The sequence below is a fragment of the Eggerthella sp. BIOML-A1 genome (assembly GCF_009875595.1).
GTDB lineage: Bacteria > Actinomycetota > Coriobacteriia > Coriobacteriales > Eggerthellaceae > Eggerthella > Eggerthella lenta.
Genome location: NZ_WWRZ01000013.1, coordinates 15,035 through 32,450, shown reverse-complemented (window position 1 = coordinate 32,450; position 17,416 = coordinate 15,035). Strand labels below are relative to the sequence as shown.

The 17,416-nt window shown below is 60.3% G+C and carries 14 protein-coding genes; 3 read left to right on the top strand and 11 right to left on the bottom strand.

Going from position 1 to position 17,416, the window contains the following annotated elements:
• Positions 1-214 precede the first annotated feature (214 nt).
• The 10 genes from GT590_RS13775 to GT590_RS13730 all read right to left on the bottom strand — a co-directional run bounded on the left by GT590_RS13775 (position 215) and on the right by GT590_RS13730 (position 11,403).
• The gene (locus GT590_RS13775; protein WP_086414467.1) at positions 215-1,507 is read right to left on the bottom strand and encodes a CDP-glycerol glycerophosphotransferase family protein; all 1,293 of its coding nucleotides are present in this window, start codon (positions 1,505-1,507) and stop codon (positions 215-217) included.
• Complete coding sequence (gene tagD, locus GT590_RS13770; RefSeq protein WP_021410995.1) at positions 1,504-1,992, bottom strand: glycerol-3-phosphate cytidylyltransferase; 489 nt, start codon at positions 1,990-1,992, stop codon at positions 1,504-1,506. The genes GT590_RS13775 and tagD overlap by 4 nt, the downstream gene beginning before the upstream one ends.
• 35 nt (positions 1,993-2,027) lie before the next feature.
• On the bottom strand, positions 2,028-3,215 hold the full coding sequence (locus tag GT590_RS13765; RefSeq protein WP_021410994.1) for a CDP-glycerol glycerophosphotransferase family protein: 1,188 nt from the start codon (positions 3,213-3,215) through the stop codon (positions 2,028-2,030).
• Positions 3,216-3,227: 12 nt separating this feature from the next.
• On the bottom strand, positions 3,228-4,019 hold the full coding sequence (locus tag GT590_RS13760) for an ABC transporter ATP-binding protein (RefSeq protein WP_021410993.1): 792 nt from the start codon (positions 4,017-4,019) through the stop codon (positions 3,228-3,230).
• Positions 4,009-4,839 carry an ABC transporter permease gene (locus GT590_RS13755; protein ID WP_229026937.1) on the bottom strand — a complete coding sequence of 277 codons (831 nt, stop codon included), beginning with the start codon at positions 4,837-4,839 and terminating at the stop codon, positions 4,009-4,011. The genes GT590_RS13760 and GT590_RS13755 overlap by 11 nt, the downstream gene beginning before the upstream one ends.
• 61 nt (positions 4,840-4,900) lie before the next feature.
• On the bottom strand, positions 4,901-5,890 hold the full coding sequence (locus GT590_RS13750; protein WP_161171176.1) for an LCP family protein: 990 nt from the start codon (positions 5,888-5,890) through the stop codon (positions 4,901-4,903).
• 12 nt (positions 5,891-5,902) lie between these two features.
• Complete coding sequence (locus GT590_RS13745) at positions 5,903-7,024, bottom strand: glycosyltransferase family 4 protein (RefSeq protein ID WP_009304079.1); 1,122 nt, start codon at positions 7,022-7,024, stop codon at positions 5,903-5,905.
• Between the two features lie 180 nt (positions 7,025-7,204).
• Positions 7,205-8,317, bottom strand: coding sequence for a glycosyltransferase family 2 protein (locus tag GT590_RS13740; protein WP_114513156.1), 1,113 nt, complete (start codon positions 8,315-8,317; stop codon positions 7,205-7,207).
• 9 nt (positions 8,318-8,326) lie between these two features.
• Positions 8,327-9,307: a glycosyltransferase gene (locus GT590_RS13735; RefSeq protein ID WP_240129898.1), complete on the bottom strand. Its 981-nt coding sequence runs from the start codon at positions 9,305-9,307 to the stop codon at positions 8,327-8,329.
• Positions 9,308-9,345: 38 nt separating this feature from the next.
• On the bottom strand, positions 9,346-11,403 hold the full coding sequence (locus GT590_RS13730) for a DUF6541 family protein (protein ID WP_009304076.1): 2,058 nt from the start codon (positions 11,401-11,403) through the stop codon (positions 9,346-9,348).
• A 209-nt stretch (positions 11,404-11,612) separates the two neighbouring features.
• Between GT590_RS13730 and GT590_RS13725 the strand changes: the two genes are divergently transcribed.
• From GT590_RS13725 to GT590_RS13715, 3 genes are read left to right on the top strand one after another with little or no spacing between them, the layout of a single operon-like run.
• Positions 11,613-12,389 carry an ABC transporter permease gene (locus GT590_RS13725; RefSeq protein ID WP_161171174.1) on the top strand — a complete coding sequence of 259 codons (777 nt, stop codon included), beginning with the start codon at positions 11,613-11,615 and terminating at the stop codon, positions 12,387-12,389.
• Positions 12,390-12,404: 15 nt separating this feature from the next.
• On the top strand, positions 12,405-14,237 hold the full coding sequence (locus tag GT590_RS13720; RefSeq protein WP_114519679.1) for an ABC transporter ATP-binding protein: 1,833 nt from the start codon (positions 12,405-12,407) through the stop codon (positions 14,235-14,237).
• 8 nt (positions 14,238-14,245) lie between these two features.
• Entirely contained in the window at positions 14,246-15,373 is a 1,128-nt protein-coding gene (locus tag GT590_RS13715; RefSeq protein WP_086414463.1) for a glycosyltransferase, read from the top strand.
• On the opposite strand, the gene GT590_RS13710 is transcribed toward GT590_RS13715, so the two are convergent.
• Positions 15,370-17,229, bottom strand: coding sequence for a glycosyltransferase (locus GT590_RS13710; protein ID WP_227110662.1), 1,860 nt, complete (start codon positions 17,227-17,229; stop codon positions 15,370-15,372). The genes GT590_RS13715 and GT590_RS13710 overlap by 4 nt on opposite strands.
• Positions 17,230-17,416: the final 187 nt, after the last annotated feature.

Here is a 17,416-nt window from a genome sequence, read left to right as displayed (position 1 = left end):
GGCGTTTCGGATCCACCGAGCGCACTCGAAGGCGCTTTCCCAGTTCGGATGCTCGAAACGCAAAGTAAAGCGAATCAGTGTGATTACCAAGCCGATCGATTGCTACCGCGGAGCGGAGGTTTCGCCACCGTGCAGGCATTGACGGATGCCAGCATGCGCCACCTTCTGAATCGGCCGGCATCGCCTCGATTTCGTTGATCGCCTCGCAAGCCTCTTACGGCAGCGCGACAAAACTAGCAAGCCTTTCCAGCACCCTCGCGCAAGCGCAACCATCGTCCAGCGGGCAGAACTTCTCAACGAACGCCGCGTAAGCCTGCTCGTACTTCGTTCGATGACCCTCCACGTGCGTCAGCTCCTCGACCACTTCGTCGGTAGTCGAGCAAAGGGGGCCGGGAACCTCCTCCAAGTCGAAGTAGAACCCGCGAATAGCATCGGCATAACGCTCGCGATCCGGCACGAACAAGACGATGGGCCTGCGCAGGTTGGCATAGTCGAACATGACGCTAGAATAGTCCGTCAAAAGCACGTCGGAAGCCAGATACAGGTCGTTGACATCATCCACCTTCGACACATCGATGACGAAGCCTTCGTAGGCGGAGAAATCGAACTGGTTGGCTATATAATAGTGCGGACGGAACAGCACGACCCATTCGTCGCCCAACTGTTGCCTCATAAGGTCGAAATCCAACAGGTAATCGAACGTGTAGCCCACGCCGTCTTGGTACGAATCGTCACGCCACGTTGGTGCGTAAAGCAGCACGCGCTTCCCTTCCGGCACGCCCAACGAATCGCGCAACCTTGCGCGAACGGATTCGTCGCCTCGCGAGCGAACGAGGGCATCGTTTCTCGGGTAGCCCTCCTCGACGATCACGCTCCCGCGCTTCTCCAGAGGCAACCCGAACGCATCCGCCAGATGCTTCGACGCGTACGGCGATGGAGAAAGCAGGTGAGTCCACTTCCGTGCATCCATTCCGAAGCGCTCGGCAAGCTCGTTAGTGGTGTTCAGAGCGCTTTCCATCTCGATCTCCACGTCGTACCCCAGGCGCTTCAAGGGGGTGCCGTGCCAACATTGGACGTACACCTGGTCGTCTTTCGGGTACACGTATTCCGGCAACCGGTTGTTCACGACGATGCAGCCCGCGCGAGCTAACGTCTCAAAGTACGCACTCGAACCACGCTTGACTATGGTCGCATGCTCCAGGTCCGGCTCGTCCGAAGGGACAGCGCCCTCCCGAAACGCCCAGACAAGTTCGCAGCCCGCAAACCGCTCATCGCCCAGCATCTCCTGGTAAAGAGCCTTCGGCGAGCACGCGTACGAACGTCCGCCGTACGCTTCGAACAGCACCGTGCGCGCCTCCGTGGCTATAGACTTTGCAAGCGCATCGTACTTGCGCTTCTGCAACGCCCAGTAAGCGTGCCTGACGGCAAGCCTCGTGCGGGGCGCGCGACGAAGCACCGCGTACCCCGCCGCTCGAGCGGCATCGCTCACTCGTCCAGCTGTCCTCACAGCGAATCCTTACCCAAACGGCCTTTGACCTCCGTGGTCGATATGCCGTCGGTGCGATCGAGGTACACCACCTCGCACTGGTTCCGTAGCGCCTCGAAGCGAGGGTCTCCCTTCCAGTCGCCTCCCATGCACACCACGTCGACGCAATAGCGCTCCACATCGGATGCCTTCTGCTCCCAATGCGTTTCCGGAATGACCAGGTCGACGTAGCGGATAGCCTCCAACATCTCACGGCGAACCTCATACGAGTAGAAGCTCTTCTTCCCCTTCAACGCGTTGAACTCATCGGTAGACAAGGCCACGATCAGGTAATCACCCAAAGATGCCGCCCGCTGCAGCAGACGGATATGTCCGTAATGCAGCAGGTCGTACGTGCCGTAGGTCAAAACTCGCCGAAGCCCGACATGCGAGCTTCCGTACACCACGTCATTGGTCGCGCTGATCTCAACAGAATGAACTCCCTGCATCCCGTCTTTCTCGCTCATCGCTCAATCCTTTCTTTCAGCCGCGAGGCGCTTCCCTACAGCGTCGCCCGCGCAAACCCATCATCATCCCCGACCGTCTTCGAGCCAGCACCAGCGGCCGATGCCACCTCGGCGACGATCCTTTTCGTGCAGCCCTGTCTCAAATCGCCCAGATACGCCTTCGCGCATTCGTCGAAAGGCCGCACCTTGCTGCCGTCCGTCCGGATATCGGACGCCACAGCGCTCGCCAAGGAATCTGCGTCCTTGAAAGAAAGCTGCGGATACTCCTCGAGCGGATCAACGTTCAACCCAGGCGAACGACGATACTCCTCAATGTCGGGAACGTAGAACAGCACCTTCTTCGAAGCAACCGCCGCCTCAAACGCGACAGCGGAATAATCGGTCACCACGTAATCGACCCACGAAAGCACGTCAATGGAGGCGGCACCGCGCAGGAAGGCCACGTTCCCCCCATCATGCTGGACATCAGCCTGCAAAGGATGACCGGCCACGACGAGCGCCGCATCGATTTCGCCGAAAGCCCTTGTCAGCTCCTCCGTCGAGCGATCGAACCACGCATCGCCTCCGGCCACCCCGCGCCGCAGCGTGGGAGCGTACAGCACTACGGCCCTCCACCGATCCCGATCGATGTCCAACCGCTCCACAGCCGCACGCTGGCGTCGAGCGCGTTCGTCTTCGAACTCGGAGGAAAGCAGGTAATCGACACGAGGAAGACCAAGGGGCAGAATCCTCTTCTCCGAACAATCGAACGCCTCGGCGAATGCCGGCACGGCGCCCGGAAGCCCCGCGACCACCATGTCGTAGCCGCGATGCATACGCAAAGCGCTCGCGGCCTTCGACGATCTACCGTCCGGCGTGTCGAGAGCCTGGTAGCCGAACCTCTTCATCGCGCCCAACGAATGCCATAGCTGCACGCATAGAGCCCCTTCATGGCTCTTCGGAACGCTCACGGCGGGAACATAACCGTCGACGATGCATACACGCGAAGTAGCTGCATGCCACACCTGACGAAACGCCAACAGAGGCCCGAAAGAGCCGGACTCTGGAACGCACGACCACACGATGTCGTAACCGGGAAGCGAACGCCTGATCTCCGGCTCAAGCAGCGCGAAATCGAAAGGCCTCGACGATTGCCGAGATAGGAAGGACACCTTGTCTCGACGCGGAAACAACGCGCACACGAAGTACGCGAACCGGATGAACCACGCCGCAAGCCTCATCATGAGCGAGCTCGCTTAGTAATTCTTCTCGTAATATGCCGTTGCATCGTCGATCGAACCGTCGAACACCTTCGTCCCCTGGTCCAGCACGATACCTCGACCGCAGAACTCCTTCGCGGTCGCGGACGTATGCGTCACGAACAGCACCGTGACGCTCTCGTCCATCATGATCTCGCGTATGCGGTTGATGCACTTCTTCTGGAAAGCCCGGTCGCCCACCGAAAGGGCCTCGTCGACGACGAGTATCTCGGGGTCGATGGCAACAGCGAACGCAAAGCCCAAACGCGCTTTCATACCGCTCGAGTATGTGCGCATCGGCTGGTCGATGTACAAGCCGAGCTCGGCAAACTCGATGATCCGGGGTTCGAGGTCGCGTATCTCCGATCGCTTCAGGCCGAGGATCTGGCCGCGCAGGTTGATATTCTCCCGCCCCGTCAGCTGGGAGTCGAAACCCGCCGTGAGCTCCAGAAGCGCGGAAACGCGACCTTTGACCTCGATGTCTCCGCTGGTCGGATGCGTCACGCCCGTGACCATCTTCAACGTCGTGCTCTTCCCTGCGCCGTTGCGGCCGAGAAAAGCCACGGCCTCGCCCTTCTTGATTTCGAACGAAAGGTCCTTGCTGGCATCGACGCTTCCCAGGAAAGAGCCCTTGCGGTTGTAGTTGAAGATGCCCAGGAAACGCCCGCGATCGTTCTTGTACAGGTTGTACGTCTTGGTCACATGATCGAACTTGATTACCACTTCGTCGCTCACGCTGGTTTTATGAAGGGACTTGGTATCCTTCAACGACTCGTCGTTAGAGGACATCGCACACCTCCTCATTGAACTTCTTGTACACGAACAGCGCTGCCAGGAGGGTGATCGCGAACACGACAACGAAGCCCACGCAAGCTGACGGATCGTTCCAGAACCACGTCTTGTCGTAGAAGGCGCCGCGAAACGCCGTGACGAAGAAGGTGATAGGGTTGAAGTCCAGCATGGTTTGAACCCAGCCGATATGGATATCTTTGACATCGAACAGCACCCCTGAAAGCCAGAAGAACGGCGTCGACATGGCAGACATGAGATTCTTCACGTCCTTGCTCATAGCGGAGAGCTGCGAGAACAGGATGGACACAGTGTTCCAGAACAAGAACATGAGCACCAGCAAGATAGGAACCTGCAAAAGATACACGTCCAGCGGCATACCACACGCGAAATAGATGACGAACAACGCCACCATAAGCATGAGTTCAACGATCAGGGTAGCGCCAGAGAATATCGTGGAAATACCGCTGAGAGGGAACTTGATCTTGTTCACCAAATATGAATACCGGTGCAGCACGTCGAGACCCGGCCCCAACATGTCCTGCATGAAGAACCACGGAATGAGACCTGCGCACAGCCACAGGATGTACGGAGGGGCGCCGGCATCGCTGTTGCCCGCACGAAGCCCTATTTCCAAAGCGAACCAGAAACAAAAGATGTACATCGCAGGCTTGATGAAAAACCATGCCCAACCGAGAACGGCGCCACGGCTTTTCTTGACCAATTCGAATATGGCCAACCGGCCTATTTGCTTGCGCCACTCCCAGTTGTCCTTCAATATCGTCGCAAGAGTACTCAGCACAACGCTCCCATTCGACATCCCAAACAGACAAATTGACATAATAGCATAGCAACAAATCTAAAACGATTCGCCATCGCCTCTACGAGTGGGAGGGCAGCTTCACGATGCCCTCGGGATCCTCCCCTGCGTCCACCACAGCCATCAGCTCGGCCCAGGCAGCGGGATCCTCCTGCACGACCCACAACCCTTCCGCGTTCTCGCCGCCCGCATAAGGCCCCGTGGTCGAATAGATCGTCACCTCTTCACGATTCGCAATGAAGTCCACAAGCAAGTACCCCACCGAGGCCATGTCCAAATTGGTATCCGTGTACTCCTCCAAGTCGACGAGCACCGCGTTCGCGTTCTTCTCGCTGTCGAGCGAAAGCACTTTCTGGATCATGGCCGTCTCGATGTTGCGCACGTTCATCTGCCGAAGGGCCTCTTGATGCTCACCGTACTCCTTGCGCGCACGAGCGAGGACGAGCGCCTCCGATCCGTCGAGACTCTGCGACCGGCCCGCTTTCAGGGACACGTTCTCGGCCGTCATGGGATCGGGAACCGTAACGTTTTTCGGCACGTCGACGGTGACGCCGCCAAGCGCGTCGATCAGCGCCTCGAACGATGTGAACGTGGTCAACATGTAGTACTCGATAGCCACGCCCGTCAGGCGCTCGACGCTCGCCACGACCTCCTCGGGATCGCCGCCCAGCAGAGAGTCGTTGATCTTCAGCGATGTGCCCTGAAACACCGTGTCTCGAGGGATGCTGACAAGCGTGATGGTGTAGGTTTCCGGATCAACGCGCACGAGCGTCATGACGTCGGCGTGCTGGTCGACCTGGGCATGGTCGGTTTTCTTACCCGTGTAGAGCGCCGTGCCCTTGCGAGAGTCGGAGCCAATGAGCAAGGTATAGAACGGCTCGGACGACGAGACAGCCTCGATGGAGACGCTGTCGATCTGAACCTGCCCGGCTGCGTTGTCCAAGAACGACACCAGCCCAATGAACGCAAGCGACAGCACCGCAACGACGGCGACGGCCGCTGCGGCCGTCCTCTTCGACTGTCTCCTATGCGCTTCGGAAATCTCAGTCATCGCTCTACCAGCTTATCGTTGGCGCGGAACGCGCGGGCCCCGCTTGCCCCTGTTGTCGTAATGATGCTTCAAAACAGGCTTGAACAAACCGAATTTCCAGATAACGAAGAACAAAACCACAGCCAGCACAATGCATACCATCCAGCGCACCGGCCCCGAGAAGCTTCCCATCAGGCAACCTACGAGCACGAGTGCCGCCGAGCAAAGCCACAGCACCGCCACCGAGCGCTTCTGGCTCAACCCTGCGCGCATGAGACGATGATGGATATGCCCCAAATCGGCGTCTTTCACCGGCTGATGCAGACGCTTGCGTCGGACGATAGCCGAGACGGTATCGAGCACGGGAACTCCCGCGATAATGAGCGGCACCAGCATGACCACAAAGCTCTGCGTCCGAACGACGCCCACCACCGACACGATGCCGACGACCAACCCGAGCAACAGCGATCCGGAATCGCCCATGAACACCGAGGCGGGAAAGAAATTGTAGCGCAGAAACGCAAGGCAGACGGCAATAAGCGCAAGGCAGACGAGCACGAGGGTGAAGCTTCCCCGCATCAAAACAAGGTACAGCAGTCCGCCGGCGACTATGGCCACCAAACCCGAAGCGAGCCCGTCCAGCCCATCGATCAGGTTGGTGATGTTCACGAACACCACGAGGTACAACACGGTCAAAGGATAGTCGATCCAACCGAGCGACAGATAGTCGCCCACGACCAGCGTGCGCACCGCGCCGATGGTGATGCCCGAAAGCGTGACGACCGTCGCGGCCACAATCTGCCCCGCCAGCTTCACGCCGGGCGACAACTGCGTGATGTCGTCCACCAGACCCACGGTGAACATTGTCGTCACGCCGACGAACAATACGATGTAGTTCACGTCGCTCAAAATATACAGATCATGCAAATCCCAATCGAAGAACCGCACTCCGAGGAACATCGTGAAACATGCCGCGATCAGCCCAACATACAACGCGATGCCTCCGCAACGCGGGATAGGCTCGCGATTCATACGACGATACCCCGGGTAGTCGATAGCACCGATCCGAAATGCGATCTTCTTGGAAACGGGTACCATGCAGTACGCGACCGCAAAGGCCACGGCAAACACGATTACCGCCTGATACCATTCCATGATTGTCCTTGCCGGATATCGCGCAAATGCGCTCGTTCAACGCCCTTATTATAACAGTACGGAAACGTATGCGAGTCGACACGTAAACAGAGCGTCGGGGACGGCGCATCTCAGAATTCAATTGTAGTCCCGAAAAGGGCGAAACGCCGCAAAGCGGATCGTCAACCGCAAACCGCACTCTCACTTCGAGCGCAAACGCTCCTTCAGCCGCCGCACAAGCCACTTGAGCGATCCCTGGGCGTCCTGGAAACCGCACTTCTGCTCCTGGACCTCGGCCGCCTCGATATTGGCGCACGCCAGCAAGAATCGTTCGCGCGAACCCCGCTGGAGCGCTTCGAGCAATTCCCGATAACGATGGTCGAGAATGCGGTCGGCGTCGACGTGCGCCAGGTCGTACGCTTCGAGCCCGCCGGAAGCCAGTCGCTCGTAAGCGACGGCGAACGCGTCGAAGTCGCGATACGTCGGCAAGTTGTAATACACCGCATCGAGCAGCCACGCCTGGTACGCCAAACGCAACGGCTCGTACAAGCCTTCCTCCTGCAGCCACGCGCGCAACGCGGCGAACGCGTCGAGGAAATCGAGCGGATGCCGCCCTTTGTCGGCCATCGCGTTCGTGCCGGAGAATTCGCGATGCACCACGAGCGGGCGGGCGATGCGCACGATGCGCCTCGCCGACACCGCCGCAGGCAGCGAATACATGAGATCCTCGGTCAAGCGCAGCTCCTGAAAGCGGATGCCGCGCTCCTCGAGCAGCGAGCGACGCACCATCTTGTTCCAAGGAACGTTCTGCACCGTCTCGAAGAACAGATCGGGCGCCGTCTCCCACGTGAACGAACCTGCAGGGTACGAGGGGAACGCGTCCTCGTGCCGCATCCCCCATTCGGCCGGATAGGTCCTGCCTGCCCGCTGGTTGTACGTGCGGAACGCCACAAGCGCCATATCTGCCTGCGCGTCGTCGAGCGCTTTCACGCAGCTCGCAAGCATATCGCACTCGAGGTAGTCGTCCGCATCGAGGCAGTACACGTACCGTCCGCACGCCCGCTCCAGCCCGGCGTTGCGCGCCGCACCTGGTCCCGCGTTCGCCTGGCGAAGCGCCGCCACGCGCCCGTCACGCTGCGCACGCTCTTCCACGATCGCCCAGGTATCGTCCGTCGAACCGTCGTCGACGCAGATCAGTTCGAAATCGCCCATCGTCTGCCCGAGCACGCTGTCGAGGCACTGCGCCACGAACTCCCCCGCGTTGTACGTGGGCACGATAACGGATACGACGGGCTGCTTGCCATTGCGCTTCATGAAAGCTTCCTAATATGTTTCCGGATGGTCGGCTGCGAACTTCGCCGCCCCGCTGTCGAGCAATTCGCCGAGAACGTCTCTACTGATAGGATCGAACAGCTGCATATCGAGCTCGCCTGCTTCCCGCGCCGCCGCGTACTCGTCGGCCATGCGCTGCGCGAACGCCTCGTGGGCGCTCGCGTCGATGCGCTCGTAATTCCACCGGTATTTGCTCCATTTGTCCACGTAGAACCATGGCAGCAGCGCGCGGCAGCGGTCAGGACGGGCGCGCAAGAACCGCTCGCAGTCTTCCAGCTCGTCGCACACGACGAACACTTTGTCCGTCGTCTTCACCGACGAACCCGGGTTGTCCATGCGGTAGTGCAGCAGCGGCTTGCGCACCAGCGCGCACCGACGGGCCGCGAACCACGACTTCATCACGAACGACGTGTCCTGAAACGACGCGCCCGGCGTCTCGCGAAAGCGGATGCCCTCATCGTCGAGCCAAGCCTTGCGATAGAGCCCCGTCCAGATCGCGGGGATCGTGCAGACGATGCGCGGCTGCTCGACGGGATCGAAAAGCCTGCCGTAGGGGAAATCGGCGAAGTTGCGTATGCGGTCGTCATGATCCTCGTAGTGCTCGAAAAAGTTGCATTTCACGAGGTCGCAGTCATGTCGCTGCGCCATGCGGAGCAAGCGTTTGAACATGTCGCGCTCAGGGAAGTCGTCGGGCTCAACGATGCCGATGTACGCGCCGCGTGCGGCCTCGATGCCGCAGTTCATAGAAGCGCCGTACCCCGAATTCGGCTTGTCGACGATGACGATGCGCTCGTCCTTCCGCGCCCATTCCTGCAAAACAGACAGTGATCCGTCGGTCGACCCGTCGTTGACGGCCACGATCTCCAAGTCGCGCAGCGTCTGCGAGCACAGCGCCTCAAGGCACTGCGGCAAATAGCGCTCCACGTTGTATATGGGAACCAGCACCGAGACGCTGGGGCAAGCTTGCTGCATCGACTCACCGTCCTTTCTCGAACCTGCATTGTACATGCTTATTGTATGGCATCGCCGCTCGCTATCCGATACAGGCGCATATCGCCCTCGGACAAAACCATCTCGAAACCGGGCGTCTCATCGACCACGCCCTCGATGCCCTCCCAGACAGCCGGATCGTAGAGGAAGAACAGCTCCTTCATGCGCTCGACATCCCGATCGAGAACCAGGAGGTACTCGGCTCCGGTCGTCAGAACCGCGTCTCGCACCGAAGGATTGGACGCCTCGGCAGCCAGCCGACAGCGGATCGTCGAGCTCTCCGGCCGTTCGTCCTCTCCACCGTAACCCGATATGTCGCGATAGTACAGATTCAAATCATCGAGGCTGTATGCGAAAAGCGATCCGTCGTAAGGCTGGTTGACGATAAGCGCCCCGGACGGCACGACCTCTTTCACGTGCTTCGAGAACCGGCTCTTCTCTTCGCTGTAGGCGTTTACCGCCGAACCGTCATTGAGAGCCGTTGCGGTGGCGGCGATGCCCTGGAACGCGCCCTGGCCCAGTCCGAGCGCCCCTCGAACCGGCAAGAAGTTCAATGCGAGGAAGGCGACGGCAACGACGGCCAGAGAAAGCGCCTTCAAACGGTTCTCGCCTGGCGCGCGAACGGATGCAAGAGTCTTCCCGACGATCTTGCACGCGACGTACAGTCCCATCGCCAGAAGCGGAAGAGCCAGTATCCCGGCCAGTGCGGCGGTGCGATAAGGATCGGTGTACCAGAATCCCGACAGCGCGTGTTTGAGCAGGGTATCTCCCTCCACGGCCGAAACGTAATAGATGCAGCATGCCAGAAGATACGAGCACGTCAGCCAAAGATAGCGTCGTTTGCGCAGCGTGTACAGCGCGCCCGCCGCGACTAGGCACGCAGCGATCGGCTGCACGGAGGATCCGGCGAATCCCATGCCGAGCACGCTCACGAGACCCTGCGCCCTTGAATGGATCGGAGGCCAGTACACTGCGACGGCTCCTTGCATGAAGGGCAGAGAAAGCGCAGCCACCCACAGCAAGGCAACGCACGCGAGCGCGACCGACCCGGCCGCCAGCATGACCTCCATGCGACGTTTCGGCTCCCGGCATCGACGGCCCGCCTCGACCGCCGATCGATACACGCAAAAAGGAATGAGGAAGACCGCCGCCGAGAACACCGCGTTCGGCTGCATGAACGCCATGCAGCAACAACCGAGAACGAACACGGCGCCGTACGCGACGCGCTCCCTCCTCGAGGCGTCCCGGCCCCAAACCGCCGCAAAACACGCAACAAGAACCGGCACCAGCGCGAACGCCGCCGTGTTCGGATACAGAGGCCACACCTCGACGAGGACCCAGGGGAACGCCCCGACGGCGACCGCGCCCAATGCTCCGATCAAGGCGATAGCGCGATCGCCGGAGAACAGAACCTTCATGAGGAACGCCATGCTCAAGGGGAAGACGATTGCCGCGAACAGGAAGTTCACGGCATTGACGGCCAATGCCACCTCGACGCCCAAAGCGCTTACCACCATGGAGCATACGATATGCCATCCCGAGGGATAGTATCCGGTTCCCGGCAGAGGGTTGGCTGCGGGATCGGAAACGTCCAAGTACGACGAGACGTGCAGCGAAGACCACATGCCGGAATCCGAGAAGCTGCGCACCGAGGCGAAGTGATGCACGTTGTCATACGTTTGAACGGACGATGCCGGGCCATCCAAGGGAAGGACGAACGCGAATAACCCGACGACCACCCCGACAGCCAAGTACGCCGAGACGAGAGCGGCATCGAACTGCCGGTCTGCACGCTCGCCCGAACCGAGCGCGACGCCTTTCCTGCGCGCGACGAACAGGAGGAGGCCGTAGGCCGCAAGCGACACAACCGCCACGGAAAGCCCCACCGACAAAGCAGTCGATCGCACGCCGAGAAAGAAATACACGACCCCCAAGATGGAATACGCCAAGATCGAAAAGAGGGGTGCGCAGGACAGCGCAGCCAATCCCCTCATACCAAGGGCTCTCCAAGCGAAAAAGCCCGGCCCATACAACACCGCGGTGCCAGTTAGAACGGCCAAGCAAAAATCAACCCACATGCGAACTCCCTGCCACCCCGTCGCAAACCGACAGGAAAACGGTATCTGTCAAACGATATCTGCAAGGGTAGCATAGAGCGCATAAAGGATGGACTCCGCCCGGCCTGAAAAAGAAAAGGATCGTTACGTGGTATCATGCGGTTTTGCGAAGGTTGCAGAACACACCGCGCAGGGGCGCGCGTCGCATCAGAGAGGCTACGATCCGCATTATGAGTGCAGCTAAGACACGGTTCAAACGAGATTGGTTCATCCTCACCTCTCTCGTTTCGAAAGATTTCAAACTCAAATACCGACGCAGCATGCTCGGCGTGCTGTGGTCGGTACTGAATCCCCTGCTCATGATGATCGTGCTCACCGCGGTGTTCTCCGTGGTGTTCCGCTTCGACATCCCGAACTTCCCCGTCTACCTGATCCTCGGCCAAACCCTGTTCACGTTCATGAGCGATGCCACATCGGGCGCCATGAGCTCCATCATCGATTCGGCTCCTCTCATCAAGAAGATCCGCATCAACAAGATGCTGTTCCCCCTTGAGAAAGTCGTGTTCAGTCTGCTGAACTTCGCCATCTCGCTCGTCGCCGTGGCGGCGGTCATCGCCTTCTTCCAGATCCCCCTTACATGGAACATCCTGCTCCTGCCGCTTCTGCTGTTCTACATCTTTCTGTTCTGCCTCGGCCTTGGGCTGCTGCTGTCGTCACTCGCCGTGTTCTTCCGCGATGTCATGCACCTGTGGGGTGTTATATTGACCGCCTGGACGTACGCGACGCCTCTGTTCTATCCCACCAGCATCCTCACGGACTGGATGTGGACCATCATGCAGTTCAATCCCATGTACTATTACGTCACCTATTTCCGCGACATCGCCCTCAACGGCGTGACGCCGAGCCTGGGAGCGAATGTCATCTGCCTCGGCTGCGGCGTCGCCACCCTCGTCATCGGGTTCGCCGTGTTCCGCAAGCAGCAGAAAAAATTCATCCTGTACGTATAGAGACGAAGGTTCGTTATGCCTGAAAACGTCAACACCTCTTCTTTGGCCGCCGCAGTCGAAGACCTCAGCGAGGACAATCGTCGGACTATGGTCAAAGTCGATCACGTGTCCATGATCTTCAACATGGCGTCCGAACAGCTCAACAGCTTGAAGGAATACGCCATCCAGATCGCCCGGCGCAAACTCTTTTTCGAGGGTTTCACCGCGCTCGACGACGTTTCGTTCGAGGTGAAGAAGGGCGACGTGTTCGGCATCATCGGCACGAACGGGTCGGGCAAGTCCACCATGCTCAAGATCATCGCCGGCGTCCTGGAGCCCACGAAGGGAACCTGCGAGATCAACGGCAACATCGCACCCCTCATCGAACTCGGCGCCGGCTTCGACACCGAGCTGTCCGCTCGCGAGAACATCTACCTCAACGGCGCGCTGCTTGGCTATTCGAAGGAGTTCATCAACGATCATTTCGACGAGATCGTGGAGTTCGCCGAGATCGAGAAGTTCCTCGACATGCCGCTCAAGAACTACTCCTCGGGCATGGTGGCGCGCATCGCGTTCGCCATCGCCACGGTGATCGTCCCCGAGATCCTCGTAGTGGACGAGGTGCTTTCGGTTGGCGACTTCATGTTCCAGAAGAAATGCGAAGACCGCATCAGCGAGCTTATCGAGAAACACGGCGTGACCGTGCTCATCGTGTCCCACAGCAACGCCCAGGTGGAGCGCCTTTGCAACAAGGTCATCTGGATCGAGAAGGGACACACGCGCATGATGGGTGACGCTGCGTCGGTGTGCCGCGTATACGGAGGCCTTGGCGGGCGAACCGGCAGCGCAGAAGCGGAACAGCGCGTATTCGAAGCGCTTCAGCGCAGTGGAGAGCACGAGGAAAGCGATTTCAGCACGATCGCCGGAGACGACGCCAACGGCACGGCCGTGCAGCTTGCATACCGAGGCTGGGAAAACGGGTTCGATACCGCCGTGGTGGTATGCGCCTCCACCCATATCAACGCGATCATGGCGAACGGTCTTGCCGGAGCCGTCGACGCCCCTGTTCTGCCGGTGAAACCCGACAGGATCCCCGACGCAGTCGCATCCATTCTGAGGGAGACGAAGCCCTCCACCATCTACTTCGTCGACGCCGAGCGCAATGCGGTCGAGCCGCTTGCTGCCCTCGAACGGCTTTCCTGGTCCCCCGCCATCATTCCTTTCGTAGGCGACGGAAGCCTGTTCGACCTGTCTTTGGGCATCCATCGCCACGGCATCGAGCGCGGGTTCTGGGGGGACGAGATGATGATCGTCGATTTCGACGACAACCCCGAATCGCTTGCGGCAGCACCGCTTGCAAGCGCTAAGCGTTGCCCCGTTATCGCCACACGCGGAGCGATCTCGTACGACGCCCTCGAGAGCGCTGTGCATGAAGCAGGGCACAATCGAGCGCTCGTAGTCGGCCACGCCGCCGACATGACGATCGACGATCGTTTGCGCAAGCGAGGCATCTCCGTCGAGCGCATCGCCTGCGACACGCCTCAGAAAACCTGCATCGCCCTCTGCGAGCGAACCCTTGTTGAAACGCAGCCCCCGCAAAACGGAGGGCGAGAGCTGTGCGTCGCCTCCCTCTCGCTTTCCCAATGGCCCGAGCTGCTGGGATGCGGCGCGTACGCGGCGAAGCAGGGAAGCGCGCTTTTGCTCGAGAATCCCACCGACCTTGACGACATCGACCAGTGTCTCGACTTCGTCAAGCGTTCGAGCACGCAGGTCGACAAGCTCGCGTTCGTCGGCAAGGAAAGCGGGGTCGCCCGCCTCGACCGAGAGCTGCTCGTCGAAGCCCTCGACGACGCTCGCGCGAGAGGATAGAGAGAAGCATGAGCGACACCCCCATCGTCTCCATCGTCGTGCCGGCCTACAACGGCGAACGCCATATCCGCCAGTGCGTGGAAAGCGTGCTGACCCAGACCATACCCGACTTCGAGCTCATCTGCGTAAACGACGGATCCACCGACGGCACGGGAAGCCTCCTCGACGACATGGCCGCCCGCGACGATCGTATGCGCGTCATCCACCAGGAGAACAAGGGCGAGGGCGCCGCCCGCAACGCCGGACTGGACGTGGCGCGCGGACGCTACCTCGCGTTCTTCGACGCCGACGACTTCGCCGAACCGCAGCTGCTTGAGAAAGCCGTTCGGCGCGCCGAGGAAACCGGTGCCGACGTGGTGGCGTACCGGGTCGATTCGTACAACGATGAAACCGGCGAGACGCTGCCCATGCCCTGGTCGCTCGACACCGACGCCTTCCCCGCCGGCCGCGTGTCGTCACCCGGCGACAACCCCGACAAGCTGTTCTACGCCTTTCAGAACTGGACATGGAACAAGCTGTTCCGATCCTCGTTCGTACAGGCGAGCGGCCTACGTTTCCACGAGGTCCAGCGCAGCGCCGACCTGTACTTCGTCTGCTGCGCGCTCGCCCAAGCCGACCGCATCGCCACGGTAGACGAGGTGCTGTACCACTATCGAGTGAACAACCCGAACAGCAACATCGCCACGAACGAACGAGCCCCCCTCGACTTCCACCGATCCTTCGTCGCCGCCAAGCAGCACCTTGAGAACGCCGGGCGCTTCGCCGCGGTCGAGCGGGGCTTCAAGAACTGGGCGGCCGAGTCGGTGTTCTTCAACCTCTGCAGCCTGAAAGCCCGCGACGCCTTCGAGGAGCTGCGTCGTGAGATGCAGGAGCGCGGATGCGCGAAACTCGGCCTGGATACGATGAAGGAGGCCGACTACTTCGATCCGCAAACCTACGACCAGGTGCGCCACCTGCTGTGCGACAATGCCGACGATTTCCTGTTCTTCCTGCTAAGGGAAACGAATCGGCGCATGGAAGAGCAGAAGAACGATGCACTGCGCGCTTGGCGCGAAGTCGAGGAATTGCGCGCATCGAAGACGTACCGCGTCGGCGAGGCCGTCCTCAAACCCGCGAAAAAGATCCTCGGCCGTTAACGGCGCGCGTCCTCCGGCGAGGGAAGCGCGAAGTACAGGCTGTCCCTATCGAGGTTCGGGTTCGAGAACGGATCCCCCTGCTCGAAGAACTGCGGCCATTTCTCTTGCATAAGAGCGCGCTCGCGCAGCCAGCGCTGCATCTTCGAGGGATCCCCCTCTTCGCGCCCACGAGATACGAACTCGTTGTGGTACAGCTTCGCGTACGGCGTAAACGTCACCGAGTAGCCCGCTGCGCTCACTTTGCAGCAGAAGTCGGCGTCGTTGTACCCCACCGCGAACTCCTCAGAGTAACCACCCACCTCCTCGAACACCGCCCTCTTCACCATCTGGCACGCGCCCGTCACGCTTGAAAAGTTGCCGGGACGCACCGAACGGCCCAGGTAACAGCCTTGCGAATCGGGCACGTTCTGGTTTACGTGCACAACCGTGCCGTCAGGGCCGATGAGCATGCCCGCATGTTGCACGAGACCGTCGTAATACAGCAGCTTCGCGCCGACGACGCCCACCTCGGGACGTTGCAGGTAGCCCGCCATCTCCTCGATGAAGTCGGGTGCGATCACCTCGGTGTCGTTGTTCAACAGCAAAAGCAGATCCGCATCGGTGCTAGCGGCACCGAAGTTCATGATCTTGGCATAGTTGAACCCGTGCGGCCATTCGATGACGCGGACGCGATCGCTGCGCGCCTCGAGCTCGCGGTAGTAGGCGAACGTCTCGTCCTCCATGCTGTTATTCTCGATGACGGTGATGCGGTAGTTCCCGTAGGCCGACTTCTCCAAAATGCTGCGAACGCAGCGATCCAGCACGTCGACATGGTCTTTGCTGGGGATGAGGATCTCCACGCTCGGCTGAGGGTCGGGCAGCTGGTAGCGGACCCGGTACACGAACGGCCCGTCGCCGTCCTCCACCGAGACGGGTATCCCGCGGCGGTCGAAATGCCGGCGCAGCGCGATCTTCCCCGCCTGGTGAGCGTAGGGCTTGCTCCCCAGGTTGTCCCCTGCGGTCGACTCGCCATGCACGCGCCAGTGGTACAGCATGTGCGGCACGTGCACAATCTCGCGTCCGGTTTCCGACACACGCAAGGCGAGGTCGTAATCCTGCGCCCCATTCACCTCGTCGTCGGACAGGCCCGTCTCGGCCAAAACATCCTTGCGCACCATGAGCCAATGCGTGATGCAATTGTGTGAGTACAGCAGATCTCGGTTGAAATCAGTCTTGAACACAGGGTTCCTGAACGCTCCCCCGACCTCGAACGAGTCCTCGTCGCAGTACAGCAGGCCCGCGTCGGGATGCTCGACGATGGCCTGGACGTACGCCTCCAGCGCGTTCGGCTCCAGCACGTCGTCGTAATCGAGGAACGCCACGTACTCGCCCCGCGCATGCTGAATGCCGGCGTTCGTGTTGCCCACGATGCCGAGGTTGTCGCGCAGCGGAACCACCGTGATGCGATCGTCAGCGATGCGCTCGACGATGCCCGGCACCTTTGAGGATTCGCTCTCGGAATCGACGAGGACGAGTTCCCACCGAACGTAGCTTTGCGCAAGGACGGATTCCAGCATCTCCTCGAAGTAGCGCTCGTTCACCCGATAGCAGGGCACGACGATGCTCACCAACGGAGAGAGGGAAACTTCAGGATCCAAGCGCGACCCGGAAAGCCCTTCCATCTTCCGCGATTCGCGCCAAGCACGATAGTCGTCCTCGTCCGCAGCGTTGCGCACGCGCCGAAGCGCGCGGTGCAGCTCGCCGAAAAACGCAGCCTTATCGAACCCCAGCATGGCGGGCAAGGCAGCACCCGTCTCGTCCTCGGCGACTACGAACAAGCCGCCCGTCGCAGCGGGAACGCGAACCGAAACCACCATCCGACGGCGAACGCCTTCGACAGTGCCATCGGGTATGCACTGATCCTCGAAGAAGATAGGATCTATTTGAAGCGCATGCCCTACACCGTCCCAGGCAGAGAACCTCGGCTGAGATCCCAGCGAACGGGACTCGGCGGCAATGCGCCATACCCCCTCCTCGCCATCCGGCATACACATGACCAGCGAA